The 15,484-nt window shown below is 55.2% G+C and carries 13 protein-coding genes; all 13 read right to left on the bottom strand.

Going from position 1 to position 15,484, the window contains the following annotated elements:
* Positions 1-127 precede the first annotated feature (127 nt).
* A complete protein-coding gene (locus EIY72_RS10500) occupies positions 128-2,167 on the bottom strand; it encodes an NADPH-dependent 2,4-dienoyl-CoA reductase (protein WP_093223967.1) in 2,040 nt (679 codons plus the stop codon).
* A 520-nt stretch (positions 2,168-2,687) separates the two neighbouring features.
* On the bottom strand, positions 2,688-3,419 hold the full coding sequence (locus tag EIY72_RS10495; RefSeq protein WP_132680126.1) for a retron Ec48 family effector membrane protein: 732 nt from the start codon (positions 3,417-3,419) through the stop codon (positions 2,688-2,690).
* A complete protein-coding gene (locus tag EIY72_RS10490; protein WP_093223969.1) occupies positions 3,412-4,602 on the bottom strand; it encodes a reverse transcriptase family protein in 1,191 nt (396 codons plus the stop codon). Before EIY72_RS10490 ends, EIY72_RS10495 begins: the two co-directional genes overlap by 8 nt.
* A gap of 781 nt (positions 4,603-5,383) precedes the next feature.
* Positions 5,384-6,607: an MFS transporter gene (locus EIY72_RS10485; protein ID WP_093223971.1), complete on the bottom strand. Its 1,224-nt coding sequence runs from the start codon at positions 6,605-6,607 to the stop codon at positions 5,384-5,386.
* Positions 6,607-7,347 carry an alpha/beta fold hydrolase gene (locus EIY72_RS10480; protein WP_093223973.1) on the bottom strand — a complete coding sequence of 247 codons (741 nt, stop codon included), beginning with the start codon at positions 7,345-7,347 and terminating at the stop codon, positions 6,607-6,609. Before EIY72_RS10480 ends, EIY72_RS10485 begins: the two co-directional genes overlap by 1 nt.
* A gap of 42 nt (positions 7,348-7,389) precedes the next feature.
* Positions 7,390-8,247 carry a cache domain-containing protein gene (locus EIY72_RS10475; protein WP_093223976.1) on the bottom strand — a complete coding sequence of 286 codons (858 nt, stop codon included), beginning with the start codon at positions 8,245-8,247 and terminating at the stop codon, positions 7,390-7,392.
* Positions 8,248-8,331: 84 nt separating this feature from the next.
* Positions 8,332-9,192 (bottom strand): pantoate--beta-alanine ligase, encoded by an 861-nt coding sequence (gene panC / locus EIY72_RS10470; RefSeq protein ID WP_093223978.1) that lies wholly within the window; start codon positions 9,190-9,192, stop codon positions 8,332-8,334.
* Between the two features lie 4 nt (positions 9,193-9,196).
* A complete protein-coding gene (locus EIY72_RS10465; protein ID WP_093223980.1) occupies positions 9,197-9,748 on the bottom strand; it encodes a glutathione peroxidase in 552 nt (183 codons plus the stop codon).
* Between the two features lie 24 nt (positions 9,749-9,772).
* Positions 9,773-10,897 (bottom strand): acyl-CoA dehydrogenase family protein, encoded by a 1,125-nt coding sequence (locus EIY72_RS10460; protein ID WP_093223982.1) that lies wholly within the window; start codon positions 10,895-10,897, stop codon positions 9,773-9,775.
* Between the two features lie 42 nt (positions 10,898-10,939).
* Positions 10,940-11,740 carry a crotonase/enoyl-CoA hydratase family protein gene (locus EIY72_RS10455; RefSeq protein WP_093223984.1) on the bottom strand — a complete coding sequence of 267 codons (801 nt, stop codon included), beginning with the start codon at positions 11,738-11,740 and terminating at the stop codon, positions 10,940-10,942.
* Positions 11,737-12,810, bottom strand: a complete 1,074-nt coding sequence (locus tag EIY72_RS10450) for an acyl-CoA dehydrogenase family protein (RefSeq protein ID WP_093223986.1) — start codon at positions 12,808-12,810, stop codon at positions 11,737-11,739. The genes EIY72_RS10455 and EIY72_RS10450 overlap by 4 nt, the downstream gene beginning before the upstream one ends.
* Positions 12,810-13,958: an acyl-CoA dehydrogenase family protein gene (locus EIY72_RS10445; RefSeq protein ID WP_093223988.1), complete on the bottom strand. Its 1,149-nt coding sequence runs from the start codon at positions 13,956-13,958 to the stop codon at positions 12,810-12,812. Before EIY72_RS10445 ends, EIY72_RS10450 begins: the two co-directional genes overlap by 1 nt.
* Positions 13,959-14,070: 112 nt before the next feature.
* On the bottom strand, positions 14,071-15,378 hold the full coding sequence (locus tag EIY72_RS10440) for an amidohydrolase family protein (RefSeq protein ID WP_093223990.1): 1,308 nt from the start codon (positions 15,376-15,378) through the stop codon (positions 14,071-14,073).
* Between the last annotated feature and the right edge of the window lie 106 nt (positions 15,379-15,484).

Below are 15,484 nucleotides of genomic sequence, written 5' to 3'. Positions count from 1 at the left end.
GCTCCCGTTCGACTGCGAGCAGCCGCAATATCAGCAACGCTGGCGTGCCTGACACAACACTATCGCTGAAACAGGGAGTCCTTCGACCTCCAGCGGGAGCAAGCTCCCTCGCCACAGAACCTGCAAATTACAACTCCGCCGCCAACCGCGAACCCTGATTGATCGCGCGCTTGGCATCCAGCTCGGCTGCGACATCCGCACCACCGATCAAGTGCACGTTCTGCCCTGCCGCCACCAGGCCTTCCTGCAATTCGCGCAGCGGATCCTGTCCGGCGCAGATCACGATGTTGTCCACCGGCAACACTTGCGGTTCACCCGCTTCACCGATGCGGATGTGCAGGCCTTCATCGTCGATCTTCAGGTACTCAACACTGTTGAGCATCTGCACCTGCTTGTTTTTCAAACCGGTACGGTGAATCCAGCCGGTGGTTTTGCCCAGGCCGTCGCCGACCTTGGATTTCTTGCGTTGCAGCAGGAACACTTCACGGGCCGGCGCATGGGGCTGCGCCTTGACGCCGGCAACACCGCCACGCGCCTGCAGGTTCGCATCGATGCCCCACTCTTTCCAGAAGGCCGCACGATCCAGACTGGTGGCCACGCCTTCATGGACCAGGAATTCGCTGACGTCGAATCCGATGCCACCGGCGCCAATCACCGCCACGCGCTTGCCCACCGGCTTGCGCTCCAGCAGCACGTCCAGGTAGCTGAGCACCTTGGCGTTTTCCACGCCCGGGATGGCCGGCACACGTGGCGCAATACCGGTGGCCAGAATGATTTCGTCGTAACCGCCTTCGACCAGTTTCGCCACGTCGACCCGGGTGTTCAGGCACACCTCGACGTTCGTGGTCTGCAATTTGCGGCCGAAGTAACGAATGGTCTCGTAGAACTCTTCCTTGCCCGGTACACGCTTGGCAATGTTGAACTGGCCACCGATTTCGCTGGCCGAGTCAAACAGGGTCACCTGATGGCCGCGCTCGGCGGCAACTGTCGCCGCCGCCAGACCGGCAGGACCGGCACCGACCACGGCAATTTTCTTCAACTGCTGCACCGGCAGGTAGTTCAACTCGGTTTCGTGGCAGGCCCGCGGGTTGACCAGGCAGCTGGTCAGCTTGCCGCCGAAGGTGTGATCGAGGCAGGCCTGGTTGCAACCGATGCAGGTGTTGATTTCATCGGCACGGCCTTCAGCGGCCTTGTTGACGAAATCCGCGTCGGCGAGGAACGGCCGCGCCATCGACACCATGTCGGCATCGCCCTCGGCCAGCACCTGTTCGGCCACTTCCGGAGTATTGATGCGGTTGGTGGTGATCAGCGGAATGTTCACCGAGCCACGCAGCTTGGCGGTGACCTTGCTGAACGCCGCACGCGGCACCTTGGTGGCGATGGTCGGGATCCGCGCTTCGTGCCAGCCGATGCCGGTGTTGATGATGGTCGCCCCGGCCTGCTCGATGGCCTTGGCCAGTTGCACGATTTCTTCCCAGGTGCTGCCGCCTTCCACCAGGTCGAGCATCGACAGGCGAAAGATGATGATGAAGTTCGGGCCTACGGCCTCACGTACGCGACGGACGATTTCCACCGGCAGGCGCATGCGGTTTTCGTAGCTGCCACCCCAACGGTCGGTGCGGTGGTTGGTGTGGGCGGCGAGGAACTGGTTAATGAAATAACCTTCCGAGCCCATGATTTCCACACCGTCGTACTCGGCGACTTGCGCCAGTACCGAGCAAGTGACGAAGTCGCTGATCTGCTTCTCGATACCTTCCTCGTCCAGCTCTTTAGGCTTGAACGGGTTGATTGGCGCCTGGATCGCACTTGGCGCAACCTGCTTCGGGCTGTAGGCATAACGACCGGCGTGGAGGATCTGCATGCAGATCTTGCCGCCCGCATCGTGCACCGCGCGGGTGACGATCTGGTGTTTGCGCGCTTCTTCCTCGGTGGTCAGCTTGGCCGCACCGGAATACACCCCACCCTCGTCGTTCGGGCCGATACCACCGGTGACCATCAGGCCGACACCACCACGGGCACGCTCGGCAAAGTACGCCGCCATGCGCTCGAAACCGCCGGGCTTCTCTTCAAGGCCGGTGTGCATCGAGCCCATCAGGGTGCGGTTGCGCAGCGTGGTAAAACCCAGGTCCAACGGAGCCAGCAGGTGCGGATATTGAGCGGCGGTCATCGGTTACTCCACAACGAGCGATCACGGAAAATTGCGGGAGCTCTGCGGCCCCCATCTGTCATGCCGACAGACTAAAAGTCGCGTCGCTGTCACTCAATGACTGAAACTGACAACTTCATGATCTAAATGAGCAGCAACACTTGGCAAGCGTCGACGGGGGTCATACCCTAGTCGGCAAACCCAGCCATGAGTTTTCACTACGATTGGAATTCTTTTCATTAAGAATGGAATCGGCCAACCGACTCAAAAAACCTGGATACACCAAAAGGTGTGACAGGACAGGGTAAGCGGTGACGTTAAACGCCAGCTCTTAGCCTGATTCTACCTGCCACGAAAGTTCGGCATGGATCGTCGCTGCTCCCGCGACCGGCAGAAATCGGCCAATATCTGTCATTCTGGAAAATCTGTTACCCCCCGAAGCAGACATGTTGAGATGTCTCCTCCGAGGCATAGCGAAGGTGGAGATACCTCTGAAATTGCTATCGAAGCGAGATAGTTTCACATGTTGATTGTTTATAACTTATACGTATTGCCTCTTCAACAACTCAGGCACCTTATTCGAGAAACAAAAAGATTTGTTCAAGCTAGATATCAAAGCAAAAACTTGATCTTCAATCTCGTAAAATTCATTTCTAGGTTGGTGACTCAACGCGACTCCCAAACGACCTAGAGCATCGATAATTCTTTTCTGATGTGGCATATAGCGAAAAGAGCCTTGAATTGCAGTTCTTGCTTGCTCATTAGAAAATAGAATCTCATCATTTAAAGCTGCAATGACGCTACAATACTCATCAGAAATTGAAGTTTTCCCATCGCGCGAATTAGAAAAAATCAAATTATACCAAACAAAAGTATCTACAGATGTAGGCGATATGCGGTTGCGCTTGGAAACTTCTACCGCTAAATAATTTTGAAATATAGCAAAATGTGAAATATGGTTTGATAGCGCCGTAGCGTTTGCGCTATTCAAAAAACTCATGAGTGCAACTAATATCCCCCCTATCGTGGCAAGCCCGACAAGCAAATTCAAAGTTGCTGTTAAAATCAAGAAAGATTGGTCAAATAGTTCAAGAAATCTCTTAATGCATCCGTTATTGAAGCATAGAGGTCTAGCAAAAACACCATCGACACCGGTGACAATTAGAGTCATAGCGCTAAGCAGCACACCCATTGCAGCGACCATTAAAAGCCCTGCAGCAAGATAGTTTAAATGTGGATAATCGCGCCAGATTTCGCCGAGTTTTTTATTCATAATCAGGCTGCAAACCCTTTAATGACTTTCTAATTTCTTTGGTAATAGCTGGAAATGAACGTTTTAGAACAATCAATCTTTCTTGAAGTTTATAATACCGTTTTGCATACCAGTAAGTACTGCGTTTGGTATCACAGTCACGAGCAAGACGCTCCAGCATTGCGCTCGCGCGTTCGATGTCTTTTTTAGACGGCAAAGGAAATATTTTTTTAAGTCGAGCAAGCAGGGAATCGTATCGATCATGACCCACCCTTACTAGCTTATTAACTCGTCCCATGCAGCGGTTGAAATCGTGTCGATAAGCGTGAGTTGTTCTGTAGCCACGTTCTGATGCTAAATTTTCTAAGTTTTTTACAGCCGCCCTGATCCTTGCGACCTCTCCAGAAGGAAGGCGAGGTTGAGGAAACGCAACCCTTAATCCATGGACAGTCAAAGGTTCACTGGAAACATAAACAGATCGAGTTTTAACAACGTTAAGCGGGAGGTCCTTGCTTGTAAGCATCGCTCGAATAATGTCTAAAGAATAACCGAAGTCATAGTTAGATATTTTTGAGGAAACCGTTATATCATCCACTAGGCGCGTGTAGACAAGCCCCTTCCTCGACAGTCTTTGAACAACCGCACCTTCAACATCATGCAGGCACAAACTAGCAAGGTAACTTGAGGTTAAAGCCCCTTGGATTACATGGGACCTAAAACAGCAAATTTCGGCAAGCAACCCAGAAACTTCACTATCAAATTTCATAAAATTGCTAAATATATCGAGCACCAAATCTTTGTGAATATTATCAAAAAAATCTTTCACATCGACTTTCAATAAACTCTTCGCGCCACAGTGTTTTGCGGCACACGACACATAGTCTTTGTTGACCATGTTTTGCGTTTTCTGATCTCGTTGATTAGGTACGGAGCCAAAAAGATGATCCGGCCATTCAATAATACTGAGCTTAGAAAATATGCGCTTGTTTATTCTTCGCTGAATTTTCCGAAGCAAATAATGCGGGTTATAGACCAGCCTAACGCTCCCATCACTCTTAGGCGCCTGGGAAACAGTGTATTTTTCATCATCAGGAAGGGATAGCGCCCCGTAAATCTCATCGAGCGGTACAGAAAGCGCGCTACAAAGATTCTCAATACTTGAAATTGAACCAGCTGAAACTTTTTTAGGATTGAGTAGAGCCATTTTTAAATCCTATTAAAAATAGGTTTGACCAACCCATACGCAAGGGTGCAGCGAAGGATGATGCATTCATCGATTAGATCGCTGGCAGCTGCCATCCTTCACATGGCCAAACCTACCGTCCCTGTCTCCTCCACGTTTCTCGGAGGTGATCGGAGGTGCGAGCCTCCGGACAAGTCCAAAGTCAAAACTTCAGACGCTCGTACGAGCAAAATCCAGGATCTATAAAACAATCGATTGCAGCACATAAGCGGTACGCTTACGCAACCCTAATCTACATACGCGAAAAATTAAAAGCAATGCCTCACGTGGACGCTTACTGAACCAACGACAAAATTAATGGTCCCAAGTCAATTTTTCACGCTTGTGGGGCCGCGGCTAAGCTTCAAGCCACTACCCCTCTCGCAATGAAGCACTAAAAATTAATTTTTTCGATGAACCTCTACCATGAACTGCTCTTGCCGATGGAGATGTTGATCCAACACTATTATGAAAAATTACACGCCCCCGAAACGTCCGCTGCCGGCCTAAAGCGGGACCGCTATGGACATCTGCTATTGGCCGTTATCTGCCCTCTAAAAAGGGCATCCCAACGCTGGCTCAACCCGCCGACAGCCCCCCCCCAGTGCATTGGGAGTAATAGGCCAAGAGACATTCCATAAAGATCTGCTTAAGAACCTGCCTATCGTGAGTGGCAAAACCACTCGCTTAGTCCTCGAAAAAGCAAGAAGTGGAGCCTACGCCTCCAACCTCCCCCTCACTCAAACAGCGTTTAAGCTCACCCTTATTTATTATCAATGGCCTGAAGGTTGCTTTCGGTCGCTCGCCTACACAAACAGGCCACAATCAAAATTCCGCCCATCGACATCAGCGCAGCACACAAAAAAATAGCGGCATATCCGAATCCTGAAGCAATCAACCCCATGATTGGCCCAGCCATGCCCACGGCTATATCAAAAAACAAGGAAAGCGCGCTCAGTGCGGAATTACGGTTCGCCGCAGGCGTGCTGGCCAGGGTCTCCACTCCTAGTCCCGGATATACCCAAGACACCCCAATCCCGGTCAGCACTCCGCCGGCAATCGCGATGACAGGCGACGGTACCAGCCATATCAGCAGCATGCCCAGGGTTTGCACGAACAGGCAGCCACCCACCACTTTGTAGCCCCTGAATCGCTGCAACAAGCCCGGAGAGGTCAATCGGGCAAAGATAAATCCCACGCCAAAACCACTTAGACAATAAGCGGCGTGGTCCCAACCCTGACTACCGAAATACAGCGCCACGAATGCCGTCAGTCCGCCAAAACCGACCGAACTGCATACCAGCACCATACCGTTGGGCATGACCGTTAAAAACACGCGATGAAAAGCCAGTCTGGCACCTGCGACAATGGGCGCAGACCGCTTGCTCAGTGCCAAAAGCAGAAACGCCAGGCCAAGTAAAACGGTGCATAGCCCCACACTAAACAGACCCAGCGAATTTTGCAGCAACACGCCCAACGGTGCGCCAACCGCTGTACCGCCGTAGGCCGCTATTCCGTTCCAGGACATGACCTGGGCAGATCGGGACGAACCACACAAGCCAATGGCCCAGGTGCAACAAGGCGTGGAGATCATGGCTGTGGACGCCCCCAACAACAGTCTGCCCAGCAATAATAATGTAAGGATCAACCAGTGTTGCGCGTGCAAGACAATAGCCAACACCATCAGCATCCCGCTCAGCATCAGGCCACTGAACCCGCATACAACTGCCAATTTCGCCCCCAGGCGATCAGCCACGGCGCCGGCCAAGGGACGGGCCAGTAGGGTCGCGAGGTACTGCGAACTGATAACCAACCCGGCGAAAATAGAGGATTGTCCCAAGTCATTGAGGACAAAGCCCGGTAGCACCGCCAACGGCAAGCCACTGCACACGTACGAGATAAAATTGAAACCTACGATGGAGAGGATTAACCAATGGCTGCCGGCTGCCTGGTCCTTCTGCTGATTTAAAACACTGACTTCACCCATCAGCGAACCCGCTCAATGCCCCGAACGGCTTCAGCCAGAAGCTGCGGATGCGATATGAATGGCTCGTGGGCCGTATCTATCTCAATCACCTCCGTCGCACAGGCTCGTTGCGCAAAACGGCGCTGCCAATCTACGGGCAGGATGTTGTCGCGCTGGGTGATGATGTAGCTCGCGGAAATCATTCCAGCGTACCCCTCGCGACTGATCGACTCTGTGGCGACACAAGGTGGCGTCGTGTCCTGGCTGACTTCGCTTAACAACCACTCCAGAGTCTGCGCATTCAAATCCTGACCAAACATGGCGACGGCCATCTCTTGAGGAGTTGCATGCACTGGGTCCAGCGGCCAGCCAACGTGATCGCGACTTTCACCGTGCAAGGTAGAACCGAGCAACTGCAGGATGGACTGACCTTCATCCGGTAACGCGCAGGCCAGGAAAACCAGGTGCGAAAACAATTGCGGAGCGGCGAGCACCATTCTCGGCAGAACGGCCCCGGCGATGGAGTGACCGAGCAGGACAGCCTGACTCACCCCTGCTGAACGCAAATCCTGGTTCAGCTCTTCGACCACATCATCCAGGCGCAGAGATAAAACATCCCGACCGCGTTTCATCCCGCAACCAGGCATATCCAGCGTGATCACACGCTCAAAGCTTTTGGGTTGCTGGTGTAGCGCCTCCACAAAAGGTCCCCAGCACCAGGAACCGTGATTGCCGCCATGCAGCAATACCAAATCAGTCATGCACGCACTCCTTGTGATGGTTGCCGGTGACTTCTGTTTTGATCATTTGGCTGCATAGCAGCCTACCGCCACGACGTTACCATTCACCCGTTGCATAAAGGTTCGCTTGAATTCGTTCTGGCCGGTAATGGGATTGCGCCACTGGTAAGCAATTTCCCCGCTTTCATGGGTGTCCATCAGTTTGAGGATGTCCTCACCAATTGGCTTGCCATCGACTGAACGTAATGACTTGAAGTCAGTACCGATCAAACGGGGAGAAAAGCCGTGAGCGATGAACCGCTGGGTTTTCATATCCACCACGAACGCATAAAGATCATCCGGAGTCAGCTGCTTATCGTGCTGATTGATGCGTTCGAAGGTGGATTTGGCGTCATTGGCAACCTGCCCCGAAATCTGGCGCAGCAACTGTTGCGCCTGTTCCGGGCTGGATCGCGGCATGTAGTACCCCACCGAAATGATCCGATCGCCCACCCGTTGATAGAACACGCGCTTGCGTTCGACCTTGGCGTGCTGCCAGTTCCACCAGCGGTATTCGGCGCTGCGCACAATGCCGTCGTCCGGCTGGGCAATCGCTTGCTGGAACATCGTCTTGAGGTCATCGTCCAGAAAGCCGATCACCGGTTTACCTACCAATGAGACTGAAGGTCCACCGCTGGCCAGCATCACACCGGCGGTGTCCACCACGTAAATGTACAGATCACCATCGACGTAGGCGCCCTGCCGGCTGAACTCGGCAAGTGCGGCATCGCCTTTGGCCTTGTACTCGGTAACAGCCTTTACCAACAGGGCCTTGGCATGCTCCGAGTCGCCGCCATAGGCGTCCGCGGGCGTTTGCTGGGCAAAGCCAGTCAGAGAGAAAAAACTCAGGCAAACGGCAGCGATAGCTCGATACAGGCTCATGGGGATTCCTCGGGTGAACATTGCGCAGCCACGATTGACGAAGTCCGCGTGGGTCGCTGACTGCACGGCCGGTTGAGAGTCGATTCATTCACCTTGGCGAAGGTCCAGCGTCAGGTTATCGATGAGCCTGGTTTTCCCTATTCGGGCTGCCACCAGAATCACAAAATGGGTATCGATACTCGTCACCGGTTGCAGATTCAGGGCGTTGCGAACCTCGAAGTACTCCAGTTGAAACCCGGCGTCACTGATACGTTGATGACACTCGATCAACTGGCGCTCGCTCACGCGTTGCTCACTGCGGATCGACGCCGCCATTTGCTGCAAGCAGGCATAAAGCAGCGGAGCAACAGCACGTTCGCGATCAGTCAGGTAGCCGTTGCGCGACGACAACGCCAAGCCATCCGCAGCGCGGATCGTCGGGGCAGCAACAATGTCGACCATCATGTTGAGATCACGAACCATCGTTCGGATCACAGCCAATTGCTGGTAATCCTTCTGCCCGAAAACCGCTACATGTGGCTGCACGATGTTCAGAAGCTTGATCACCACCGTCGCCATGCCGTCAAAGTGGCCTGGCCGCGCTGCTCCGCAAAGGCCTTCCGAGACTTTCGGCACACTGATGAGCGTCTGGCTGTGCATTCCGTCCGGGTAAACCTGTTCCACCGTAGGTGCGAACAACACATCGCAGCCTGCGCTGACCAGTTTCTCCCGATCCGCTTCCGGTGTCCGAGGGTAACTGGCGAGGTCCTCATTGGCTCCAAATTGCAGTGGATTGACGAAGATACTCGCTACTACGTAGTCAGCCCTCTGTTTCGCCCAATGGACCAGGGCAATATGCCCGTCATGCAAATTACCCATGGTCGCCACCAGGGCGACTTTTTTGTTTTCGCTACGCGCACGGCCAACCAGAGCGCGCAACGCATTCACCGTGTCGACTGTCTGCACCGCGTTACGCCTCTTTGGCCAATTGCGCCTCAAGCGCGGCCAACAACCGGGGATCGTCGGCCGCAACATCCGGGGCGAATCGAGCGACGACCAGGCCCTGACGGCTGATCAGAAACTTTTCAAAGTTCCAGAGCACATCAGTCGTGTTGGCGGACTCGATGCCGTAGCCCTTCAACCGCTCACGAAACGGACCTTCGCCGATTGCATCAGACTGCGAAGCCGTCAGTTCGCTGTACAGAGCGTGCTGATCTGCGCCTACCACCGATATCTTCGAAAACAGCGGAAAGTGAATGCCATAGTTCATCGAACAAAATTCGACGATGTCTGCGTCACTACCGGGTTCCTGTTCCTTGAAGTTATTCGCCGGGAAACCCAGCACTTCGAAACCTTGGCTTTTTTTGCCCTGGTAGAGTTTTTCCAAGCCTTCGTATTGGGGCGTCAGTCCGCATTTGGACGCGACATTGACCACCAGAAGAACCTTGCCACGGTAGTCGCCGAGGCTGCCGCCGCTTCCATCGATCTTCTTCAGGGGAATGTCGTAAAGGGAATTGCTCATCTGCCTACCTCATACTGGGGTTCGTTAAAGGGTGCGGCCGATAATTTCTTTCATGATTTCCGAGGTACCGCCATAAATACGGGCGACTCGGGCATCCACCCAGGCACGACTGATCTTGTATTCGCTCATGAAACCGTAGCCACCGTGCAGTTGCAGGAACTCGTCGAGCAGCTTGCCCTGCATTTCCGAACCCAGCAGCTTGGCCATCGCCGCGATTTCCGGAGTCAGTTCGCCACGCATCACTTTGGCCAGGCAATCGTCGACGAATACCCGCAACATGGTGGCCTGAGCCTTGGCTTCGGCCAGTTTGAAACGGGTGTTCTGGAAGTCGAGCACCGGCTTGCCAAAGACCTTGCGCTCGCGGGTGTATCCAATGGTTTCCTCCAGTAGCGTGTCGATCGATTGCGCGGCGCGGATGGCAATGATCAAACGCTCCCAGGCCAGTTGGTGAGTCAGGTATTTGAATCCCATCCCCTCCTCGCCCAAGCGGTTACCCACCGGCACCCGGACTTCGTCAAAAAACAGTTCGGCGGTGTCCTGTCCTTTCAGGCCGATTTTTTCCAGCAAGCGGCCTTTGGCAAACCCGGCACGACTTTCCTCAACACAGATCAATGTCAGCTCTTTGGCGGCAAGATCGATCTTGGTTGCCGTCACCACCAAGCCGGCATTACCGCCATTGGTAATAAACGTTTTCTGGCCGTTGACGATGTAGTCATCACCGTCGCGTCGCGCCGATGTGCGCATGGACCGCAAATCGCTGCCGATACCCGGCTCGCTCATGGCGATCACACCGATCAACTCGCCGCTGACCATACGCGGTAGCCATTGCTGCTTCTGCTCTTCGGTGCCATAGGCAACGATGTAAGGCGTGACGATTTCCGAGTGGGTAGTGAATCCCACGGCAGTGGCATTGGCGCGTGCCAACTCTTCGATCATCACTGCCGAATGGCCGAAATCACCACCCGGTCCGCCATATTCCTCCGGCACGGTCGAACACAACAGGCCATTCTCACCAGCCTTGAGCCAGACCTCCTTGGGGACGATGCCGCTTTTTTCCCACTCATGCAGGTACGGCACGATTTCGCGATCAACGAAACGACGGGCCTGATCACGGAACATATTGTGGTCTTCTCGAAATACGCCACGCATTTTGCTTACTCCAAATCGATTCTTGTTGTTGGCAATGGGTGATCAGCGGTCCTGATAGTCGGGATTACGCTTGTCGAGAAAGGCTGACACCGCCTCGTGGTGGTCCTCGGTGTGGTGTGCCAACGCCTGATACGCCGCAGACAGCTCCAGCAATGAGTCCAGCCGCATGTGTTGACCCTCGCGTAACAAACGCTTGGTCAGGCGCAATGCGTGCCCGGGATTGCTGGCAATTCTGCGCGCCAGCGCCTGTGCCTCCGACTGCAGCGTTTCGTGCGTACAGACCTGCTCTACAAGCCCCCATTCCAACGCTTTCGCCGCATCGATGGCATCACCACTGAACGCCATCAAACTGGCCTTCGGGATACCGATAATGCGTGGCAACAACCAGGCACCGCCATCACCTGGAACAATGCCCAAACGCACAAAGCTTTCGGCGAAGATCGCCTTGGGTGCCGCCAGACGGATGTCACACATGCATGCCAGATCCAGTCCCGCGCCAATGGCCGGTCCGTTTACCGCAGCGATCACTGGAATATCCAATTCGTAGATCGCCAGCGGAATCCGCTGAATACCGTCTCGGTAGGTGTTGCGTAGCTCGTAGGGCGATCCGGCGAAGATTCCGCCACGCTCATGCATATCCTTGACGTTGCCGCCGGCACAGAACGCGGTGCCATTGCCGGTCAGAACCATGACCCGCACCGAGCGGTCCCGACGCAGTTCAGCGCAGAGGTCGACAAACTCCTGGATCTGCTCGGGCGTGGTCAGGGCGTTGCGTGTGTCCGGATGGTTCATGCGCACCGTGACGATGCCGCCTTCGCGCTCAATCTGAAGAAACGGACTCATACCGGATTACTCAAAAAAGTGGTTAAAGGTTGCTGGCCATGGTCGGTCAGCAGCGGCCAATACTGCTCGCTGCTACCCTGGCAAATCATTGAGCCAAGACGCTGACTCCACAGGCTGGCCGAGCCGAATTCGCTACGCCATGCCCATAACCGGCGGGTGAGCAAATGCAGCGGGTACTCTTCGGTAAAACCGATGGCGCCATGCACCGAATGAGCGATTCCGGCACCGACGCTGGAGGCTTCAGCGGTACTGATTTTTGCTGCGGCAATGGTCAGCGGCGCGAGGACGTCGCGGGACTCGGCGAAAGCCGCCTCAGCAGCAATTCCGGCTGCGGCAGCCTGCTCGGCAAACACTGCCAGTTGCTGTTGAATCGCCTGGAAGGAGCCGATGGCCTTGCCGAACTGCTTGCGCTCACCGGCGTAGGCGGCAGTCATATCCAGCAGGGCATGCAGCGCGCCGGCGGACTGCGCCGCACGCAACATCGCCCCGCCAAGTTCCAGCACATTGGCGTCGATTCCATTGGGCAGTGGCGCTTGCGCCAATACCGGGGCACAGGTGAAACCAAGATCATCCCGTGGCTCGCCGGCCACATTGAGGCACAGCGTCAATTCGCTGGCCGCACTGCGTTGAAGCAAAACGACACTGGGCACACCGGTGGCGGAACGCGCGATGGCCACCAGCGCTTCGACGTTTCGCCCCCATGGCACGGCAAACGCCGAGCCATATACGTGTTCGCCATCGAGTGTCAGATCTGCGCGGCTAGCCACACTCAGTGCGCCTGCTCGACCTTCCAGCCCAGCCTTGCTCAACAGCCAGTTGGCCAGGAGCGCTTCACCCACCGGGGCCGGTACCGAATAACGCCCGGCAGAACGAACCAGCACGTACATATCTGCCCAACTGGCCTCGGCGCCACCGAGTGCCTCGGACACCCCGGCCAGGGTGAATCCGGACTCGTCCAGGGCCGTCCATAAATCCGCCGGCCATTCGCCGCCCTCACAACCCATCACATAGGCCGGAGTCGCCAGGTCGGCAAACAGGCGTTCAATCGTCGCTTCGAATATTTCGCGCATTATCGCAACCCCATACCGCGGGCAATGATGCCGCGCAGAATTTCGCGGGTGCCCCCGCGCAGTGAAAATGAGGGCGCCATCTGCGTCAGGTAGGCCAGCACGCGAGCATGTTCGCTGCCTCCGTCCTGTCGTGGCTCGGTTTCCAGCAGCAATTGGGCAACCTCTGGAATCTCCTGCTCAAAGGCATTGCCGAGATCTTTGACACAGGAAGCCGCCCAGGCGGGATGTTCGCCCGCCGCCAATTGTGCGGTGACGGACAACGACATATTGCGCAAGGTCAGCAGCTTGGCCGAGAGGCGACCGATTTCCCGGGCCTGTAGCGCGTCGGGAGATTTGCCTACCGCATCAATCAGGGTTTTTAGCAACGCCATGCAACTGAGGAAGCGCTCAGGACCACTGCGCTCGAATGCCAGTTCAGCGGTAACCTGATCCCACCCCTTGCCTTCGGTACCGATCAAGGCGTCAGCGGGCAGCCGCACGTTGTCGAAAAATACTTCGTTGAAATGCTCGCCACCGGCAAGGTCGCGAATGGGGCGGATAGTGATGCCAGGGAAACTGAGATCGACAATGAACTGCGACATGCCTTCATGGCGAGCAGCCTGTTTCTCACCGGTACGCACCAATGCAATCATGTACTGTGAATGGTGGGCATTTGTCGTCCAGACTTTCTGGCCATTGAGCACCCAGCTCTCGCCATCACGAACGGCACTGCTCTTAATCGAAGCCAGATCAGAGCCGGAGTTGGGCTCACTCATACCGATGCAGAAGTAACTTTCGCCTCGGCATATCGCCGGCAGGTAGTGCTGCTTTTGCTGTTCGGTACCGAAGCGGTTGATCAGCGGTCCACTTTGCCGATCGGCGATCCAGTGTGCCGATACCGGGGCGCCGGCAGCCAGTAACTCTTCAATAATCACATAGCGGGCAAAAGGCCCGGCCTCTGCACCGCCATAGGCTTTGGGCAATGCCATGCCGACCCAGCCCCTGGCACCGATTTTTTGACTGAACGCGGCGTCAAAACCCATCCAGGACTCGGCTCGCAATGTGGACGGGTAATCGGCCAATGTGTCCTGAATGAACTGACGCACTTGCGCGCGAAGCACTTGTGCTTCGGCAGGAATATTGCTGTAGGTAAATTGACTGATGGCCATATGCGCTCTCTAACGCTGAACACAGGCGCAATCGCTTCGAATGAAGCGACCACAGAACGACAACCGCCCCCACAGTCGCCGTTGACCGACGACTGCAGAGCATTGCGGTTACTTACAACGCGGTTTGCGCGTCTGCCTGCGCGAACATTGCGTTGATGTCACCGGAGGTGACCGGTTTGTTGTCGTGACGACCATGGTCGGCGCCACCAAGCCCCAGGGCAGGCTCGATGCTGACGTGCGTCGCCTGAGCGCGCAGCGCGCCGACGGTGCAGTTTTCCCGACCGTGGATGGAGAACGGATCAAATGAGAATTCGCGCATTGCGTTCAAATGCGTGACCTTGTCGATCATCTCTTTGGGCAGATGCTGCAATCCTTCCCACGCTGTTTCCGGCGAGTTCGGCCAGGTGCAGTCGGAATGCGGATAATCGCTTTCCCACGTGACCATGTCGGCATTCAGGTAGTCGAGGTTTTTCAGACCGAAGTTGTCTTCGATGAAGCAGGTGATGAAGTGCTTGTTGAAGATGTCGCTAGGCATCTTCCCGCCGAAGTTGGAGTTGGTCCACGCGTTGTGGTGACGGTGGGTGAAGTCAGCACGCTCCAGCAGATACGGAATCCAGCCAATGCCGCCCTCAGACAGCGCCATTCGCAGATCAGGGAATTTCTTCCACATAGGCGCCCAGATCCAGTCGGCTGCAGAGTTGGCGATGGAAATCGGCATGGAAGTAATCCAGGCATCGATAGGCGACATGTCCGAAGCATGGTTGGCCTTCACACCGGTACCGATATGGCAGCAGATCACTACCTTGTTATCGCTGCAGGCTTTCCACAACGGGTCCCAGTAATCGCTATGAATCGATGGGTAACCATGAATGGCCGGATTGTCCGAGAGCGACAGCGCGTGCACGCCCTGCTTGGCCAGCCGCTCGACTTCAGCGGCCGCGGCTTTCATGTCCCACCACGGCACGATCATCAGCGGAATGAAGCGACCCGGTGCCGCGTTGCACCAGTCGTGCAGGTGCCAGTCGTTGTAGGCCTGGATGGCGGCCATCGACACATCGCGATCGGCATGCACCTGGAAGCGTTGCCCGGCGAAGCCAGGAAAGGTTGGAAAGCACAATGAACCGAGTACGCCGTTAGCGTTCATGTCGTCGACGCGGTCCTTGATGTTCCAGGTGCCACGACGCATTTGGTCGTAGCCCAACGGCTCCATGCCGTATTCCTCTTTTGGTCGACCTACTACCGAGTTCAGCCCCATGTAACCAGTGGCTTGCTCTTCGAACACCCAGACATCGCGGTCACCTTTTTTGACCACATGAGGCTCCCGCCCCTTGAAGCGCGCTGGCATGTGACGAGCAAAGGCATTTGGCGGCTCGATCGCGTGGTCATCGACACTGACGAGAATCAGATCTTCAACTTTCATTGTTTTCCCCTTCGCATTCGGGCTTGTTGTTGTGCCTGAATCATAGAGCACATCTTTATTTTATTAAACACATTTTTTGATTGTGTTCATATTTATTCTTGTGCTG

Origin of the sequence: Pseudomonas vancouverensis (assembly GCF_004348895.1) — a bacterium.
In the GTDB taxonomy this organism is placed as follows: domain Bacteria; phylum Pseudomonadota; class Gammaproteobacteria; order Pseudomonadales; family Pseudomonadaceae; genus Aquipseudomonas; species Aquipseudomonas vancouverensis.
Note: the sequence above shows the minus strand (reverse complement) of the source record. Positions and strands in the feature narration are given on the sequence as shown.

Coding starts and splice junctions, on each gene's coding strand:
- EIY72_RS10500 (WP_093223967.1), bottom strand. CDS start 2,167: ATGACCGCCGCTCAATATCCGCACCTGCTGGCTCCGTTGGACCTGGGT.
- EIY72_RS10495 (WP_132680126.1), bottom strand. CDS start 3,419: ATGAATAAAAAACTCGGCGAAATCTGGCGCGATTATCCACATTTAAAC.
- EIY72_RS10490 (WP_093223969.1), bottom strand. CDS start 4,602: ATGGCTCTACTCAATCCTAAAAAAGTTTCAGCTGGTTCAATTTCAAGT.
- EIY72_RS10485 (WP_093223971.1), bottom strand. CDS start 6,607: ATGGGTGAAGTCAGTGTTTTAAATCAGCAGAAGGACCAGGCAGCCGGC.
- EIY72_RS10480 (WP_093223973.1), bottom strand. CDS start 7,347: ATGACTGATTTGGTATTGCTGCATGGCGGCAATCACGGTTCCTGGTGC.
- EIY72_RS10475 (WP_093223976.1), bottom strand. CDS start 8,247: ATGAGCCTGTATCGAGCTATCGCTGCCGTTTGCCTGAGTTTTTTCTCT.
- EIY72_RS10465 (WP_093223980.1), bottom strand. CDS start 9,748: ATGAGCAATTCCCTTTACGACATTCCCCTGAAGAAGATCGATGGAAGC.
- EIY72_RS10460 (WP_093223982.1), bottom strand. CDS start 10,897: ATGCGTGGCGTATTTCGAGAAGACCACAATATGTTCCGTGATCAGGCC.
- EIY72_RS10455 (WP_093223984.1), bottom strand. CDS start 11,740: ATGAGTCCGTTTCTTCAGATTGAGCGCGAAGGCGGCATCGTCACGGTG.
- EIY72_RS10450 (WP_093223986.1), bottom strand. CDS start 12,810: ATGCGCGAAATATTCGAAGCGACGATTGAACGCCTGTTTGCCGACCTG.
- EIY72_RS10445 (WP_093223988.1), bottom strand. CDS start 13,958: ATGGCCATCAGTCAATTTACCTACAGCAATATTCCTGCCGAAGCACAA.
- EIY72_RS10440 (WP_093223990.1), bottom strand. CDS start 15,378: ATGAAAGTTGAAGATCTGATTCTCGTCAGTGTCGATGACCACGCGATC.